Below are 16,874 nucleotides of genomic sequence, written 5' to 3' on the forward strand. Positions count from 1 at the left end.
CAGCGTAGATTTCAAAAGTCTCGTATATGCGCTTTGTCGGCAGGTTGGGGGCATGATACAATTTTCACAATCACAAGGAGACGGTTCACAATACAAAATTGCTGGGCAAGCAGCCTGGAATCTGCTCTGAGAAAAGTAAGGAAAACAAGATGCTAAAAACACATAGCTGCGGTGAATTGCGGCTTGAACACGTTGGTGAAACAGTTACATTGGCTGGTTGGGTAAACCGCCGTCGGGACATGGGCGGCGTGGTGTTTATTGATTTGCGGGATCGTGATGGGAAGACGCAGGTTGTGGTTAATTCGGGCCGCACGGCCGAAGGCTTTGCCGTGGCGGAGCAAATCCGCAGTGAATATGTGGTTCAGGTGACGGGCGAGGTGGGGAGACGGCCGTCTGGTCAGGAAAATGAGAATTTAGCCACAGGTGCTATTGAGCTGCTGGCAGATTCCGTTGTGGTTTTAAACCCAGCCAAAACGCCGCCCTTCCTCATTGACCGAGATGAGGTGGTGGACGAAAGTTTGCGCCTGAAATACCGCTACCTGGATTTGCGCCGTGAGCGAATGCAGCGCAATTTGGTCATTCGCCACAAAGCCATCAAATTTATCCGCGACTTTTTAGACCGGCGCGGTTTTCTGGAAGTGGAAACCCCCATTTTGTTCAAAAGCACGCCAGAGGGTGCGCGGGATTATTTAGTGCCAAGCCGCGTGCATCCTGGTCAATTTTACGCTTTGCCGCAAAGCCCGCAGCAGCTTAAGCAACTCCTCATGGTGGCGGGCTACGAACGGTATTTCCAGATTGCCCGCTGCTTCCGCGATGAAGATTTACGCGCCGATCGGCAGCCAGAATTTACCCAGCTAGATATGGAAATGAGCTTTGTCGAGCGCGACGACATCCTGAACCTGATTGAAGATTTGATGGTTGGAATGGTGAAGCACGCTAGCTTGGTGCCGCTGGCTTACGAACAGTTTCCCCGCTTGAGCTACGCCGACGTGGTGAACCGTTACGGCACAGACCGCCCCGACCTGCGCTTTGGCCTGGAACTGGTAGATATTTCTGAGATTGTGGGCAGCAGTTCCTTCCGCGTCTTTGCTCAAAACGTAGCGGCTGGCAACCCGGTAAAGGCGATTTGCGTGCCGGGCTGCGGCAGCTACAGTCGCAAGCAGCTTTCAGATCTGGAAAATATTGCCAGAGAGGCAGGTGCCAAAGGATTGGCTTGGTTGGCCATCCATCCAGAGACAGAAGAAGTGCGCGGCCCCATCGCCAAATTCTTCACGGTAGAGCAGCTTATTGCCATTACGGAAAAAATGGAAGCAGGCCCTGGCGACCTGATTTTGATTTCCAGCGATAAGAAAGCGGTGGTTCATGAGGTGCTGCACACCATGCGTACCGAAATGGCCAATCGGCTGGGACTGACGGATACAAATACGCTGGCGTTTGCCTGGGTGGTTGATTTCCCGTTGTTTGAGGAAGAGATGGAGGAGGGGCATTACGCACCGAGCCACCATATGTTCACCGCGCCCAAACGGGAGCACATTCCGCTACTGGATAGCGACCCTGGTCAGGTTCTCAGTGAACAGTATGATCTGGTGTGCAACGGCTTTGAGGTGGCTGGCGGCAGTATTCGTATTCACGAACGGCCGCTCCAGCGCAAAATCATGGAACTCATCGGCTTCTCAATTGAGGAGGCCAAAGAGCAGTTTGGTCATATGCTAGAAGCGTTTGAGTATGGGGCTCCCCCGCACGGCGGCATCGCCCCCGGCATTGACCGTCTGGTGGCGCTGATGGCGGGCGAACCCAACATCCGTGAGGTGATGGCTTTCCCCAAGACGGCTCAGGCAACTGATCTGATGGCTAGCGCGCCGTCTCCTGTGGTGCAACGCCAACTGGATGAGCTGCACATCACATTGGCGATCAAAGAAAAAGAGAAAAAGGCGTAAACGAACCAGAAGGGGCGGCTCCACAGCCGCCCTTTTTTATTTGTGCCATCTCTGGATTGTTCGCCAGATGCTCCCAAGTTTGTCCTGGAAAGCCAGTGCTTGCTTAACTTCTATGGCTAAATGCTCTTGCCAGTAATGAGTGGTTTTGGCAACGGCCGTAATCACATTCTTGATCTCTTTCTTCAGACGAAACGCATCCCCAACAGGTACGTAGAGAAGGCTGCCTTCATGCCGTGCCTGCACATTTTCTTCTACGATGGCCTCTGCCAGCCAGCGGGCTTGCCCTGCCGAGGCGCAGTCAATTTGTAGCCAGCCCGGTTCGGCTGGAACGGCAGTCATCGCTGCTACCTCCCAAATACCCCGTGCAATTTCGCTCACGGCAAACTGGTACGCCTCGCTGTTCACGTCTGGGTTTTGTGGCGCACGCAAAAAGTCGCCCCGGTGCGGCGGCCCGCCATCTAGCGCCAGGACGCAGAATGAATCCCACATATTGCCCCAATCAATGGCTCCGTCTTCACGATAGATTATTGGGCCAGCGGGCATGGAGGCGGCACGGTTTGCGGCCTCGCTACCGTTTTTGTGGGTTTTGGATAAGTTGAGTACCATAGCTGCGCTCCTTGTGAAAAGGTGTGATTTATTTGGTGTACGTAGGAACGGCCGTCTTGCATTCATTGTCATCGCATAGATTCAAAACGCATTTGCCTGCGTATTACCAAAACAAAGGAAACTTGACCCATGCTCACAGCTTCAATTCGCCGTCGGTGAGGTCAAAATAAAAATGAATGTCGCTGATGAAACGCTGATGGCGCAGGCGGCGGCTGGGGACAGCCACGCCCTGGAAACCCTGTATGATCGATACGCTCCCATTTTGCTGGGGGTGGTTTTACGCATTGTGCAGCAGCGGGCCGTTGCCGAGGAAATTGTGCAGGAAACCTTTTGGCGCGTTTGGGACAAGGCCGCCACGTTTGATTCCGCGCAGGGAAAATTCAGTACCTGGATGTACAGCATTGGCCGCCGACTGGCCATTGATCACACGCGGCGGCAAAAGGTGCGCCCAGAAGCGGCAAGCAGCGAAGCCGAAGAGGAAAAAATGTTGCGGGAGCCAGACGATGCCGATGTGGTAGCAACGGCCGATTTGCGGATTGAACAGGCGCGGGTGCGCTCGGCACTGGCTGCGTTGACGCCAGAACAGTATCAGGTGATTGAACTGGCCTACTTCAAGGGCTTAACTCGCAAGGAGATTGCCCAGGCAATTGATAAACCGCTGGGGACGGTTCACACCAGAGCCAGACTAGGTTTGCAGAAGCTACGCTCGGCATTGGCAGCGGCAGGTATGGAATCATGAACAGACAAATCGAAGAAGAACTATTCCCATTTTATGCCCTGGGCGCGTTAACCGACGAGGAAAAAGCAGAGGTTGAGGCGTACATTGCTGCCGATCCAGAGGCCAAAGCACGGCTGGCTGCCCTACAAGAAACGGCCGCTTCCCTCCCAAACGCCGTCGAACCTGTAGCGCCTTCACCCAACATCAAAGCCAATTTGATGGCGCGGGTGCAGGCCGATCCCCGTGCAGCTACTGTCCCTACGCCCAAACCAGTTGTGAAACGGCCGTCCCCGCCACAACTTTCCTGGTGGGACAAATTCCGCCAAAGTTTTGCCATGCCCGCGCTGGCTGGAACGGCCGCCCTCGCTGCCGTCCTCCTGTTCGTTTGGGCAATCAGCTTAAGCCAGCAGCTTAACCAGCTCCAAAATCAAGTTGCCGACCTCACTTTGGAGACAGACAGCTTGCAAACAGAACTGGGAACCTTGCAGTTAGATAACAACCAACTGCAAATACAAAATGACCTGCTCCAGCAGCAGCTACAAGCCCAGGAAGAGATTTTGGCCGCTTACCAACAGCCCGGCACCAGCACCATTGCCATTGGCGACATTACGGGTGAGCATCCCACCGCCCACGCCACGCTGACGGTTGCGCCAGAGGCAACCACCGCTACCTTTGTTACCGCAAATTTGCCCCAGCTAGGTGCAGATCAGGTTTACCAGTTGTGGATTATTCAGGGGGATCTGCCAATGAGCGCAGGGATTTTCAATGTGGATGAAGACGGCCGTATCGTTCATCAAATTGATGGCGCATTAGCCGCTTCCTTTGATGCCATCGGTGTCTCCATTGAGCCAGCAGGCGGCAGCGACCAGCCCACCCCCGACCAAATCATCCTGCTTGGATCCCCATCTTCATAAAACCTATAAACTATTCTAACGCTAGCTTCAGCCGCGCCCCGCGTCGGCTGGAAGCCATGTTATGCCGTCCCGTTGATGGTTAGTATGGGCCGAGGAACTTGTCACCATCAAAATGGATCATGTGATCTGGCTCAGAAGCAATCCACACTTCCGTTTCCCAAGCAATGTCAGGTAGAAATTTCCTAAATGTGGCACGATCCAAAAATGCTGTCACATAAACAATTGGTGCTGGACAATTCTTAACAAACGATTGAAGAACAATTATTCTCTCTGGACTGATGGGACCGGACGAATGCACTGCTTCAATCAAGAACAACCAATTCTTTTGCCTGGAAAACGCGACCACATCAGGTAACTCAGCATGAGCTAATTTTGAGAGACCAAGACCACTTGCCGTAGTCTGATCATAATGAAGAAACTTATCTTCCGCATCGCCTATATAAATCACACGCGCACCATACCCATAACGCGGCAGAAACTCTTCAATGATTGCTTTCTGAAGAAGATTGTGTTCACCTACACCAAACTCCAGCTTTACCCCCGATGGCAATGCTATAGGTATTTTGGGTATTGACCTGTTCCCCATTAGCTGATCTCGCAAGGTTTGTCTTCCGACAAGGAACGTTTCTAATCTACTTGCCCAATCAGTAGAATTATAGGAGCGAATAAGCTCAATGTATTCCTCGTTAATTGCCCAAGCGCGTTTGGGATCATTCTTCGCTGACTCTGGAAATGCTGGCACAACGATGCTTGCAAGGATCGGATGTTTCAAGTCCTTTCGGCGAATATCATCATATGAACCACGTGAGATACTTTCGCCGAAATGTTTGTTAACAAAATCAATCACATCACGGGTTTTGAGAAAGTACGAATCTCGAAGCGATTTCGCATTTTGCCACTCATCACTCCTCCTCACATCACAAAGTGCCAAAAATGCCAAAGCCATTCGTTCTAGGTTTCTGGGAGATTTATCATTAACTGGTATCCCGAAACTGTCTAGCAAGTGGATTGCTTGGTTAATTAATGACTGAATGTATTGTGGTTTGGATTCAAACGTATGGTAAGCGGGACGCCTTTTCCCCAAAACGAGAGCTTCGGCTTTTGTGACGAGGTATGGCTTTTTCACAACTATGGAACTCCGAATAAGGACAATTGTTTTGGTCGGAGCTTCGAAGCGTTAAGGCGTTCAATCTCAGCACCCGACTTGCGACTTTTGGAATTCGAAATGTAATCTCGCACTGAAGCCGCAAGATAATAAGCAAATAAAGGGGGAACTGCATTTCCGATCTGATTAAATTGGCTGGTTTCACTTCCAGTGAACTCAAACCAATCTGGGAAACTCTGCAACCTTGCTGCTTCTCGAACGGTTAGGCGTCTTCTTCTTCCATCTACAAGTCGAATACGCATCATGTCGCCAGTGGCACCAGCCAAATTTCTACAGGTTAGAGTTCGGGACGGTTTATCAAGATGCAGATCACGTGGTCGAACGCATTTTGAGGCCTTCTCGTATCTTGCTACGTATTCATCCATACTTTTGGTTAGGAATTTTGCATCATGAGGTATTTGCATCGCTAGTTCCCCTAGAGCCTCACCTGATGTGACTTTTCGATTTTTAGGTCGGGGAAATTCAAATCCCCCCTTGTGACCAACTACTATAATCCTCTTTCGGTTCTGCGGAATTCCGTAGTTAACCATGTTGAATAGCTTGTATTCAACAATATATCCTAATGAACCTAGCTCATTAACGATCTCGTCAAGATACCACTTGTTCTGGTACATCATCCCGCGGACATTTTCAAACAAAAACAATTCCGGTTTGACTTGCTGAACCGCGCTTATGAATGCAGGAAACCCATCACGTGAATCTCTTAATCCTTTCTGTTTTCCACCAACACTAAATGGTTGGCATGGGGGACCACCAATTATAATCGAAGCGTCGGGATAGTTGGTTTGCACGTTGAGTCTGACCTGTAAGCAATTCGCATTCAGATTGTGCTTGTAGGTCAGACAATAGTCGGATTCTTGCTCGAATCCAGTCGTCCTAAATCCATTTGCCTCAAACCCTAATCCAAGACCACCTGCTCCAGCAAACAAATCCAGAGCGATAGCAATAGAATTCTTAGTAGGTTTAAGCTTATCATTTATTTCGGCTACATAATTCATTGAACTAAAATCCAGACGCAAACATTAATCGCTTCTTATAGTAGAACTTATGCTCTATATTACCATTGTTAAGACTATACATCAATTGTGGTGTTAATAGCGGCATAACTATTAATTATACCGCGCTACTATAGTCGGACGTTGTCTCCACTACAGCACTATAGTAAGTAGAAAATAATTTTTGAAATTATCGTCAGTAGGTTTTACTCTAGATTAGGCAGGGTGACAAGACACGGTTGTAGGATGAAACATTGGTAACTGTATTGCAGTTGCTGATGGGGAGGGAGACAGAAAACTTTTGAGCTGGCAGAAACGAATCAGTTGTCAGCAAGCTCCTCGTTCGAGGGGCTTTTTTTGCGTCGCGCAGCTTGGCAAAAGCAAATTGAATGCAAAACTAGCCCCGCTGCGTACTCCCCAATGAATCGCCAAATTTCCCCAACGCAGATTCCCGGCGATGAATGCAAAAACAAATCTGATGTGTACTTAGCATCAAATCCCAAGTTGAGGAGGTTGCAAATGATCTAGACCTACCCACCTTTGTTCAGGCTGTAAATTTTTACTAATTCACATGATTTAAGGAGCAAAACAAGATGAAAAAGATTCGTAATATCGCACTTTTACTGTTGGTGGCTGCTGCCATGATTGTAGGGCTTTCGGCCACCACCATTGGCGCGGCTGACCATTTGGATGCGCCGCTGATTCAGGCAGACGGCCGTACCGACATCAACGACATCTACGCCTTCATCAACGGCGACAACACCGTTATGGTGATGACCGTCAACCCCCTGGCTGGCGTGCTGAACGGCACCGATTTGCGGCCAAACAGCCCGTATGAATTCCTCATTGATAACGATGGCGACTTTGTCGAAGACATCGTTTACCGCGTTCAGGCTAGCGGCAGCGGCAGCCAAACCATCAACCTTTACGACGTCGGTGCTTTGGTTCCCCGCATTGCGCGCGGCTCGGCTGAGTCTACAATCCCGGTTTCTGGGGGTGGCTCCCTGTTTGTGGGCTTGCGTGACGATCCCTTCTTCTTTGACCTAGTTGCTTTCCAGGATCAGGTTTTGGGCGCAGGCGGCAGCCGCACCTTCTGCGACGGCAATGAGAACGACTTCTTTGCTGGCGCCAACGTTACTGCCATCGTGCTAGAAGTTCCCAGCAGCCACCTAACGGCCGCTTCCGACAGCATTAACATCTGGGCACGCACCGCTGACCGCAACGGCATGATTGACCGCATGGGCAAACCCGCGCTGAACACGGTTCTCATCGGCTCTGGCAACAAAGATGCCTACAACGCCACCAATCCTGCTGGCGATGTGGCGGCGTGGTCTGACGAATTTGAAGCCAATCTGCTCTTCCTCAGCGGTTTAGATGGCTCTGGCTACACCGAAGCCGAAGCGGAATTTGTCACCAGCCTGCTGCTGCCCGACGTGCTGACGCTGGACACCACTTCCACTGCTGGTTTCACAACTGCGCCGCTGAACGGCCGTCAGCTAGCCGAAGACGTGATTGACTTTGAACTGTTCGTCGTCACGGGCGGTTTGGGGGCAAATGGTTCCCCCGTCCTCACCAGCGACTGTGTGGACGCCAATGATGTGCCCTTCCTGACCAGCTTCCCGTACCTGGCTCCGGCGCACTAAGAATAATCTACTTGTAGCCGCGGTTTCTTACCGCGCAGTAAGAAACTGCGGCTACCAAGGATTTACCTAATGACCACTCGCAAAACAATCATTTTGGTGCTGGCAACGGCCGTTTTCATCCTCGGCTCTTATCTTTTTAATTCAACCAATCTCTTCACCGCCAATGCCAAGCCAGAGCGGATCACTATTCCTGTTGAAAGCGTACCGCCCAGCAGCGGCATGAAAAACAGCGACGAGCAAATCGCCTTTTGGCAGCAAAAAGTGCAGCGGGATGACCGCGACTACATTAGCCTCACCTATCTAGGGCAGGCATATTTGCAACGCGGGCGCGAAACGGGGGATGCAGCAGCGTACAGCCGGGCGCAGGCGGCACTAGAGCAGGCACTGACTATCAACTCCAACTACGAACTGACACTTTCCTACCTGGGCGTGACCCAAATTGCCCAGCACGATTTTGCGGGCGCGTTGGCTACCGCCCAGCGCGTTTACGACTTTGATTCTGGTGCGCTGCAAGCGTTGGCTACCATCGGCGATGCCAGTTTAGAGCTAGGTCGTTACGCGGAAGCGGAAGCTGCTTATCAACAGTTGCTAGAACTGGCTCCGGGAGCGGCCGTATTCAGCCGCGCTGCCCGGTTAGCCTGGGTTCAGGGCGATCCTGCCGCTGCTATTGATTGGATGACAATGGCGGTAGATGATGCCGATGAGAGCGGGCTTATAGGCGAACGATTGGCTTGGTACCAGTTTCAATTGGGCGAACTGTTTTTCAAAACAGGCGATATTGAAGCGGCGCAGGCACAGTACACTGCTGCCAAGCAAACATGGCCAGCGTATTACCTGGTGTTGGTGGGTGAAGGCAAAATTGCTGCCGCCAACGGCGATTATGAGCAAGCCATCGCCCTCTACCAGCAGTTGGTTACGCGCCTGCCGCAGCCGGAGTTTGTGGCGGCACTGGGTGACTTTTATGCGCTTGCCGGAGATGAAACGGCCGCACAGCAGCAGTACAACACGGTTCAATTCATCGCCGATTTGGAAGGCGAAGAGGCAGCGCTCCTGGGTCGTCAACTGGCACTTTTCTACGCCAACCAGAACATCAATTTGGATGTGGCCTTGGCTGCCGCCGAAGCGGAGTTGGAAAGCCGCCCAGATGTGTACGGCTATGATGTGCTGGCGTGGGTGCTGTTTAAAAATGGCCGTCTGGCAGAAGCCGCCGTTGCCAGTGAGCAAGCCCTCCAGTTTGGCACGCCCGAAGCCATTTTTTACTACCACGCCGGGATGATTGCTGCTGCCCAGGGTAATGAGGAGCTAGCCAAACAGCACCTGATGCAAGCGTTGGAACTCAACCCCCATTTTGACTTCCACCAGGCGCAAATTGCCCAAGAAACTTTAGACAGCCTGCCCTAAAACGTAGCCGCGGAAAGAATCCGCGGCTACACATTGGAGTTATCATGAAAGTTAACTTTAACTTTAACCGTAAACGAACTATTTCTATCTTGGTCGCGCTGCTGACCTTATTTGTCTTGGTACCCGCTGCCTGGGCGCATCCGCTGGGGAACTTCACCATTAGCCGCTACACGCACCTGACCTTGCAGCCAGAAGCGGTGGAGTTGCTGTACATTATTGACATGGCGGAGATTCCCACGTTTCAGGAACGGCCGTCCATTGACCAAAATGATGATGGCACAATAGACACCGCCGAAGGCGAAGCCTACGCCAGCCAGCAAGCAGCCCAACTGGCGCAAAACTTATCGCTGACGGTTAACGGGCAAACTGTTGTTGTCACGCCCCAATCGTGGACGATTGCGTTTCCGCCTGGGCAGGGGGAGTTACCTACCCTGCGCCTGGAACTGACGGCAACGGCCGTCCTCCCCCAAACAGATGAACTGTGGCAGCTAAATTACACGGACAACAACTTTCCGGATCGCCTGGGCTGGCAAGAAACGGTGGTTACGACCGTGCCTGACCTGCAAATTGTGCAAAGCAGCGTCCCCACCCAAGACGTGAGCAATCAGCTCAGAAATTACCCGGAAGATTTGCTGCAAGCACCGCTGGCGGTGAGTTCAGCCCAAGTGCAGTTTGCTCTAGCGGGGGCAGCCGTGTCGGCTGCGGAGATGGAGAATGTGGTGGGGGAAACGGCCGTCGCCCCCGAAGCCAACCGCTTCAGCCGGGATGAATTTGCCAATCTGCTCACGACTGCGCTAGACCAGCCCGGTGCGATTGCCATTGCGCTCGTTGTAGCTTTTGGTTTGGGCGCGGCGCACGCACTTACCCCTGGCCACGGCAAAACAATTGTGGGCGCGTACTTGGTTGGCTCACGCGGCACGCCCAAACATGCGCTTTTCCTCGGCCTGACCACAACCGTTACCCACACGGCTGGCGTTTTTGCCTTTGGGCTGCTGGTGCTATTTGCTTCCCAATACATCTTGCCAGAGACGCTGTACCCGTGGCTAGGCGTGCTGTCTGGCTTGCTGGTGGTGGGCATCGGTTTTTCACTCTTTCGTGGACATTTCAGCAGTTGGCTGCATCGCTACCAGCCCACCCAGCATGAAGAAGGGTATCACACCCATTTCGGCATCGGCCACACCCACACACCCAAACCGGAGATGGGCTGGCGTAGCCTGCTAGCGTTGGGCGTTTCTGGCGGGCTGCTGCCTTGTCCATCTGCCCTAATTTTGATGTTGAGTGCCATTGCTTTGCAAAAAGTGGGCTTTGGCCTCATTTTGATTGTCGCTTTTAGCATTGGCTTGGCCAGCGTCCTCACTGGCATTGGCTTGGCGATGGTGTACGCTAGCAAACTGTTCGCCCGCCTACCTGCCAATCAGGCCGGACTGATGCGATTGCTGCCCGCTGCCAGTGCCTTGTTCATTACCATCGCGGGCATTGGCATCACGGTGAAAGCTCTGCTGGACACGGGGGTTGTTTAGAGATTTACCAAAATACATGCAGGGCTTTTGGCTTGCGGAAGATGAGGCCGCGCGGCTGGGCGTCGGCTTGGGCAGATTCATCCGATTTTAGCTGCAAATTGGGCAGGCGGGTGATGGTTTGGCTCAGTGCTAGCTCGGTTTCTAGCCGCGCCAGGTGTAGCCCCAGGCAGACGTGCGGCCCTTGGGCAAAGGCCACGTGGCTTTGCAGGTTGTTGCGGGTGGGATCAAATCGGTCTGGCTGGGGGAAGATGTCTGGGTCGCGGTTGGCCGCCAGCAGCGACACACGCACCAAATCCCCCGCCTTGATCTGCGCCGAACCAAGCGTGACGTCCGCGACGGCGTACCGGTCTACTACGGCCGCTGCTGGTTCCAGCCGGAGCGATTCTTCGATAACGGCTGTCATCATCCCCAGCTCCTCACGCACCGTCTGCAACACAGTTGGATTGGTGAGCAAATGGAAAAAGGCGTTGGTAATCATCCCCTCAGTTGTTTCGATGCCACCAAATAGCAGAACGGCCGCATTAGAAATTATCTCGTCGTCACTAAGATTATTGGCAGCCCCACTGGCCTGGGCTAGCAAATTGGCCTCTGGGGGCTGCCGCAGTGAAGGCAGCAGGTGCTGACGCAGGGCGGCAAAAGCAGCTTTTCCTACTTCACTCACCGGTTCCCCCGCCGAAACGCGCGTGACCGCCTCAACAATCGTATCGTACCAACATAACACCTTCGCAATAGGCACGGCTTCCAGCCCCAGCGCGGTGATCATCGTTTGGACGGCAATGGGGCCAGCATAATCGCGGCGCAGTTCGGCTTCTCCCTGAGGCGTCAGCTTGCTCAAGTGTTGCTCAATTTGTTGGCGAACGGGGTGGGTGAATCGGTTGTGGACGGTGGGTTTGCGAAACGGCCGTTCAAATGGCGTTCGGTGCTGCTGGTGAGCCGCGCCATCCAGCGACAACATGCTGCGTCCCACCACCTGCACCGTGGAAAAGCCGGGATGATCCACCGTGAACCTTTTGGCATCCCGCATGATGGTTACGGCCGTATGCCAATCTGTTACCAGCCAAGCGTCAAGCACAGGCAGCCAAGCCACCGGCTCGCTCTGGCGCAGCTGGTGCAATAGCGCATATCGCTGGCTACCTGCCAGGTCGGCCAGCGTAATTTGTCTGCTAATTGGGGATTGTTTACTCAAAAATTTCTTTAACCAACACAGAAAATCCGGGCAAAAGCGTGCCGCCCTCAAGCACATCGTCAGTGGTCAAAATGTGGATGTCGGTAAGGGAGCGATAAACCGTGACCGTGCGCGTGCGAGGGTAAATGAGCCAAACAAGTTGCGTGCCAGCATTCAAATAATCAATCACCTTGCTCTCAACATCATCAACCGTCTCACTGGGAGAAATGACCTCCACTGCTAAATCTGGTGCGCCTTCAAAAAAGCCAGTTTCAGGTTGATGACTCAGCCGCTCTTGCTGAACAAAAGCAGCATCTGGTGCACGTACCGTGTCTGGGTTTCGCGCCAAAATGAACCCGGTTTCAGCGGCGTACACATTACCGAGTTTGTTTTGCTTCACAAAGAGCCACAATTGACTGGAAATATTTAAGGCAATGATGCCATGACTGTGTCCTGCTGGTGACATGCTAAAAAATTCTCCCTGGATTAGCTCACCACGGCTTTGGTCTGGGGGCAGTTTGGCCAGTTCTTCAATTGTCATCAATTTTTCCTGGGTTAACATCATTTACCTCCACAACAGCGGCGAACATCGTGAGAAGATTGTAATCTTTGGGAGCAAGCTATGTCAAATGAGTCAAGATTAGTGTGCGGCTGCAAATTCGGCGCGAATGGCTTCCATGCGTTGGCGATTAGCTCCCATGTCGCCATAGCCTAGCCGAGAAGCCGAGCGAAAATGGATGACGCTTGCGGCTTCGTCGAAATAGAATTCTACATCATCAATGAAGCGCCACAGGTTGGAACGCGCTTCGGCGTGGATGTAGGTGGGCGTTTGGCTGATGATGGTGAAGCTGTTATCTGCTTCTAAGATTGCCAGGATTTTTTGGTGGGCGGCCTCTCTGTCGCCAACAAATGATATTGGCTCAATGCCATGCAATTCGGTGGTAGCCTGGGTAGAAACACAGTTGGGGCTTTCGGGGCAGGGGGCAAGACGGCCGTTTACCACTCCTAAATTATCCGGCATCGGGCTATTTGGCTCCACCAACGTCCGCAAAATGAGAAAGGCGACGACGCTACAAGCAGCAAAAAAGACAACAATTTTGAGTAATCTAGACATATTTAATAACTCTCCTAAAACCTCGGCTCAACCCTGGATGTGACAGTCACTTCCGAAGTGACTGTCACATGAACGCAAGGAGCTTTCAGGTTGGCTTAATCTCGTTTTAGCCAAAGTGCAACCAAAAAGGCTAACAGGGCGACGCCTGCTGAGATGAGGAATGTTTCTGTGAGGACAGAGACGGTGACTTCCGTCAGGCCATCCGCCAGGGCTTGCTGGTAGGCAGGGTCGTTCAGCGGCAGGTCGGGCAGCTCGATGAGCTTCCGCAAAATCTCGAAGCGATATAGCCCCCAGGCAGTGAGGCCAGACAGCCCTACGCTCATCCCCATGAGTCGCAAGACAATCACCAAGCTGCTGGCAACGCCGCGCTGGTGCTCTGGGGCGGCGTTGATGACGGCCGCTCCAATTGGCGCAATCACCAACCCAAAGCCAATCCCCAGCACCACCAGATGGGAGGCCATGTTGAGGTACGGCGTGTCTACCAGCCAAAGCCAACCCATCAAGCCCATGCCCGCCGCGCAAAACGCCAATCCCATGACGGTCACAGGTCGGTAGCTCCAGCGTTCAGTTAATTGGCCACCCACCCAGGCCATGACGGCCATTGCTCCCGTCATGCCGCTGAGCAGATAGCCGCTGGTGAGAGCGGCCGTTTCCACATCAAACTCCAGCACATTCACCAGCAGCGGCACGTTCACCATGGCAATGATCAAGACACCCCCAACTAGAAAGTTGATGAGGATGGCGGGGGAGAAGTTGCGGCGGCGGAAGAGGGTGAGGTCAATGAGGGGCGGCGGGAGTGAACGGGTGACAGTTTCTGAATGTGGCTGCTTTGCTTTTTTACCTAAATAATGTTGGATGGTGAGGAAGAGGGCGAAGGCGATGGCGGCGATGGTGTAGAGGAGAGTGGTGTTGGTGGCGGGTTCGTTGCTTTGTAGCTGGGCGAAGCCACCTGCGGCCTGCACGTCGCCGCTGTTGAGCAGGGCAATGTTGAGGCTGATGAGGGAGATGGTGAGAACGGCCGTACCCACCCAATCAATTCGTTCGCGCGTTTTTGGCTCTGGCAGGTCGCTCAAGGCCCACCAGGCGGCGGCAATGCCAAACAGGCTCAGGGGGATGTTTAGGTAAAATTGCCACTGCCAGCTCAAAAAGCGAATCAACAGGGCACCATAAAGTGGCCCCCACACCCAACCTGCCGTATCAATTGCGCCTAACGCGCCCAGCGCGGAAGCTCGCTTTTCGCGCGGATACACGTCCCCAATGACCGCCATTGCTACGGGAACCATTGCCCCACCGCCCAAAGCCGTGAGCACCCGTCCCACAATGAAGCTGTTCAAGTCTGGAGCAAACGGCACCCAGATCGACCCCGCTAGAAAGAGCACCAGCGAGGCCACATACACATTTCGCCGTCCCCAAATATCGCTCAAACGGCCGATAAATGGCATCACCACCACGTAGGCAATCAGGTACGCATTCACAATCCAAGCGGCCTGATCTAGCCCATCCGGTAGCGGAATCTCCAAATCGAAGATGATTTGGCGCAGCATGGTAGAGACCACGGTCAAATCGTCGGCAGCCACAAAGACGCCAAAGGCAACAACAAACAAAATGGTTCGGGGGGATGGGTTTCTGCGAATGGTGTTGGCTTGCATAAATTTGGATCGTTGTTTTGTCACGAGGTTTGTATGGTTTGAAGATAGGCCATTGCGTTGTCCAGGCAATTCTCGATGGGTTGATTGGTGTCGAGGATGAGATAGTTATTTTGCGGCCGTTTCATATTTGCTATCCAATTTTGGAACAATGCTTCGCCAGCGTGCTGCTTGCCGTTGCCGTCGGTGATAGTTTGGAAAACGGCCGTTACCTGGCTGGGTAAAGGTGTGCGATTGCATAAACGGCCGTCTAGAACCGCCAAATCACCCACCACGCATTCGATGTACCCATAAGCCGCCCCTGCATGTTTAGCCATCTGCTGGCCATTTTTTAGCAGTTCCTCATAGAAACAAGGGCTGTCAAAAATGACGCTGTGACCCTGTTGCAGCAAATCATTAGCTAAAGAAGCCAAGACCGAATAGGATGCTTTGCCTGCCAGCAATGGATCAACATTTGCCTGTAGCAAGGCAGTTTTGGTGATATCGTGGTCAATGATTATCGCCCCAATTTCGGGAGCAATGACTCTGGCAAGGGTGGTTTTCCCAGATCCTGGCGCGCCTGACATTTGGATGAATAATTGTGTCGTTGTGTCTGGCATCTAGAGAAAAAAATCCTTTAACGCAGCAGAAATATCGCTGATGATGATGTGCCAGGGCGTGTCTAGGTCACGCTGCACAGTGAGGTCGCCATCTTCAATTTGTAGATACGTAATGCCCTCGATGACGGCCAACGCTTGAGCCACAGGGGAACCTTCTTCCAACTCGTTGTTGGAATGATATTGCTCAACCTCGCCCTCGTTGAGGCGTAAGTTCGTGTAGACAGTGAGGGTGCTGTCATCATCGCTGATTTCGGTTTCAATCTCAATATACTCAGACATGATTTGGATTATAACAATGATGACCGTGATGGGCAGATGTTTGGCTGGTAAAGTATAATTCGGTAATCCGTAGACCGATTACTGATTACGGATAACCGTTTACGGAACAAAAGGAGCTTGGGATGAACAAGGTATTTAGCTTTATGGCGGGGGCAATTTGTGGGGCGCTGGTTGGTGGGGTGACGGCACTGCTGCTGACCCCTTCTTCTGGTAATGATTTGCGTGAACAGGCGGTTGCCCGTTGGGAAGCTGCCAGGCAACAGGCGGAAGAAGCACGGGCGCAAACTCGCCAACAGTTGGAAACGGAATTTGAGCAGATGAAGACCGGGGTTCAGTAATCAGTTATCGGTAAACGGTATGACGGATTACTGATAACTGATAACGGAGGGAGTGGCTAATTCTGTAGGCATACGAACTCAATCACATGTTTCTTGTCAAACGGCCGCATCCGATTGTGCAACTGACGTCGGTTCCAGGCATGAGCAAACGCTTTCACATGACGATTTAACCAAACCAAGCTGCGTGAGAAGCAACGGCTCTTTCTGACTAGTCGAGTGAGATAGTGTCGCAGTTCCGCATTGCCTCCTTCAACTGAGTACGTTTCGCTCTTATCTCTTAGCGATAAATGGTAGCCGCGACGATAAATCAAACTGTCGTACAGAGGGAACTTGTCACTGTAATACTGCTCGGCAGGCGCCTCATCAATCATTTTTTGTGCCACTGCCTGCGTGCGTTGCAAAACGGGCTCAATCCCTAGAAAACAGCGGGTTTGCCGGTCTACAACGGTCATGATGTAGATTTCGTTTTTTTCTCACCGATAAAGGTGAAGAGCTCATCCTGTTCAGCTACTTCCACTGGTTCATTAGGGCCGGGCAAGGTTGATGGCAACTTATCAGCGTATGCTTTAAGCCAATTAGCGACCGACTGTGGCGCAACACCTAGATGTCGTGCTGCCTGACGTTGGCTATTGCCATCCAAGACCAAGCGAATGGCTTGTTGGCGGATGGCAATTGGATGGCCATTTGGCTGAGGCTGGGGTACATATTTACGATTGCAGGCTTTGCATTTGAATACTTGGCTACCAGCCACAGTTTTGCCATTTCTAACTTGAGAATCTGTTCGGTGACAGTGCGGACATTGGTTCATGTGCCTTTTATACCATGCCTTTGTGT

The 16,874-nt window shown here is 52.4% G+C and carries 18 protein-coding genes; 7 read left to right on the forward strand and 11 right to left on the reverse strand.

The window, feature by feature from the left end:
* Positions 1-149: 149 nt before the first annotated feature.
* Positions 150-1,937: an aspartate--tRNA ligase gene (aspS, locus tag ACOQPM_RS00195; RefSeq protein ID WP_420627200.1), complete on the forward strand. Its 1,788-nt coding sequence runs from the start codon at positions 150-152 to the stop codon at positions 1,935-1,937.
* A gap of 36 nt (positions 1,938-1,973) precedes the next feature.
* Here aspS and ACOQPM_RS00200 read toward each other — a convergent pair whose 3' ends face one another.
* Positions 1,974-2,543 (reverse strand): hypothetical protein, encoded by a 570-nt coding sequence (locus tag ACOQPM_RS00200; RefSeq protein WP_420627201.1) that lies wholly within the window; start codon positions 2,541-2,543, stop codon positions 1,974-1,976.
* 172 nt (positions 2,544-2,715) lie between these two features.
* Between ACOQPM_RS00200 and ACOQPM_RS00205 the strand changes: the two genes are divergently transcribed.
* A complete protein-coding gene (locus ACOQPM_RS00205) occupies positions 2,716-3,282 on the forward strand; it encodes an RNA polymerase sigma factor (protein ID WP_420627202.1) in 567 nt (188 codons plus the stop codon).
* On the forward strand, positions 3,279-4,175 hold the full coding sequence (locus tag ACOQPM_RS00210) for an anti-sigma factor (RefSeq protein ID WP_420627203.1): 897 nt from the start codon (positions 3,279-3,281) through the stop codon (positions 4,173-4,175). Before ACOQPM_RS00205 ends, ACOQPM_RS00210 begins: the two co-directional genes overlap by 4 nt.
* Positions 4,176-4,254: 79 nt before the next feature.
* Here the strand turns inward: ACOQPM_RS00210 and ACOQPM_RS00215 are convergent, their stop codons facing one another.
* Together ACOQPM_RS00215 and ACOQPM_RS00220 are read right to left on the reverse strand one after the other, a co-directional pair.
* Positions 4,255-5,301: a BsuBI/PstI family type II restriction endonuclease gene (locus ACOQPM_RS00215; RefSeq protein ID WP_420627204.1), complete on the reverse strand. Its 1,047-nt coding sequence runs from the start codon at positions 5,299-5,301 to the stop codon at positions 4,255-4,257.
* 2 nt (positions 5,302-5,303) lie between these two features.
* A complete protein-coding gene (locus ACOQPM_RS00220; protein WP_420627205.1) occupies positions 5,304-6,338 on the reverse strand; it encodes a DNA cytosine methyltransferase in 1,035 nt (344 codons plus the stop codon).
* A 590-nt stretch (positions 6,339-6,928) separates the two neighbouring features.
* Between ACOQPM_RS00220 and ACOQPM_RS00225 the strand changes: the two genes are divergently transcribed.
* From ACOQPM_RS00225 to ACOQPM_RS00235, 3 genes are all read left to right on the forward strand, one after another.
* Positions 6,929-7,978: a DUF4331 family protein gene (locus ACOQPM_RS00225; RefSeq protein ID WP_420627206.1), complete on the forward strand. Its 1,050-nt coding sequence runs from the start codon at positions 6,929-6,931 to the stop codon at positions 7,976-7,978.
* Positions 7,979-8,047: 69 nt separating this feature from the next.
* On the forward strand, positions 8,048-9,379 hold the full coding sequence (locus ACOQPM_RS00230; RefSeq protein ID WP_420627207.1) for a tetratricopeptide repeat protein: 1,332 nt from the start codon (positions 8,048-8,050) through the stop codon (positions 9,377-9,379).
* A gap of 44 nt (positions 9,380-9,423) precedes the next feature.
* Entirely contained in the window at positions 9,424-10,899 is a 1,476-nt protein-coding gene (locus ACOQPM_RS00235; RefSeq protein ID WP_420627208.1) for a nickel/cobalt transporter, read from the forward strand.
* 4 nt (positions 10,900-10,903) lie between these two features.
* On the opposite strand, the gene ACOQPM_RS00240 is transcribed toward ACOQPM_RS00235, so the two are convergent.
* The 6 genes from ACOQPM_RS00240 to ACOQPM_RS00265 form a co-directional block, all read right to left on the reverse strand.
* Positions 10,904-12,085 carry a cytochrome P450 gene (locus tag ACOQPM_RS00240; RefSeq protein ID WP_420627209.1) on the reverse strand — a complete coding sequence of 394 codons (1,182 nt, stop codon included), beginning with the start codon at positions 12,083-12,085 and terminating at the stop codon, positions 10,904-10,906.
* Entirely contained in the window at positions 12,078-12,605 is a 528-nt protein-coding gene (locus tag ACOQPM_RS00245; RefSeq protein WP_420627210.1) for a Uma2 family endonuclease, read from the reverse strand. Before ACOQPM_RS00245 ends, ACOQPM_RS00240 begins: the two co-directional genes overlap by 8 nt.
* A 99-nt stretch (positions 12,606-12,704) precedes the next feature.
* Positions 12,705-13,178 carry a DUF1499 domain-containing protein gene (locus ACOQPM_RS00250; protein WP_420627211.1) on the reverse strand — a complete coding sequence of 158 codons (474 nt, stop codon included), beginning with the start codon at positions 13,176-13,178 and terminating at the stop codon, positions 12,705-12,707.
* A gap of 95 nt (positions 13,179-13,273) precedes the next feature.
* Positions 13,274-14,851: an MFS transporter gene (locus ACOQPM_RS00255; RefSeq protein WP_420627212.1), complete on the reverse strand. Its 1,578-nt coding sequence runs from the start codon at positions 14,849-14,851 to the stop codon at positions 13,274-13,276.
* Positions 14,848-15,423, reverse strand: coding sequence for an AAA family ATPase (locus tag ACOQPM_RS00260; protein WP_420627213.1), 576 nt, complete (start codon positions 15,421-15,423; stop codon positions 14,848-14,850). The genes ACOQPM_RS00255 and ACOQPM_RS00260 overlap by 4 nt, the downstream gene beginning before the upstream one ends.
* Complete coding sequence (locus ACOQPM_RS00265) at positions 15,424-15,702, reverse strand: NifU N-terminal domain-containing protein (RefSeq protein WP_420627214.1); 279 nt, start codon at positions 15,700-15,702, stop codon at positions 15,424-15,426.
* Positions 15,703-15,824: 122 nt separating this feature from the next.
* On the opposite strand from ACOQPM_RS00265, the gene ACOQPM_RS00270 reads away from it, so the two are divergent.
* Complete coding sequence (locus tag ACOQPM_RS00270) at positions 15,825-16,040, forward strand: YtxH domain-containing protein (protein ID WP_420627215.1); 216 nt, start codon at positions 15,825-15,827, stop codon at positions 16,038-16,040.
* A gap of 56 nt (positions 16,041-16,096) precedes the next feature.
* Here ACOQPM_RS00270 and ACOQPM_RS00275 read toward each other — a convergent pair whose 3' ends face one another.
* Entirely contained in the window at positions 16,097-16,492 is a 396-nt protein-coding gene (locus ACOQPM_RS00275; RefSeq protein WP_420627216.1) for an IS1 family transposase, read from the reverse strand.
* Entirely contained in the window at positions 16,489-16,848 is a 360-nt protein-coding gene (locus tag ACOQPM_RS00280; RefSeq protein WP_420627217.1) for a helix-turn-helix domain-containing protein, read from the reverse strand. Before ACOQPM_RS00280 ends, ACOQPM_RS00275 begins: the two co-directional genes overlap by 4 nt.
* Positions 16,849-16,874: the final 26 nt, after the last annotated feature.

This window comes from Candidatus Leptofilum sp., assembly GCF_965223525.1.
In the GTDB taxonomy this organism is placed as follows: Bacteria; Chloroflexota; Anaerolineae; order Promineifilales; family Promineifilaceae; genus Leptofilum.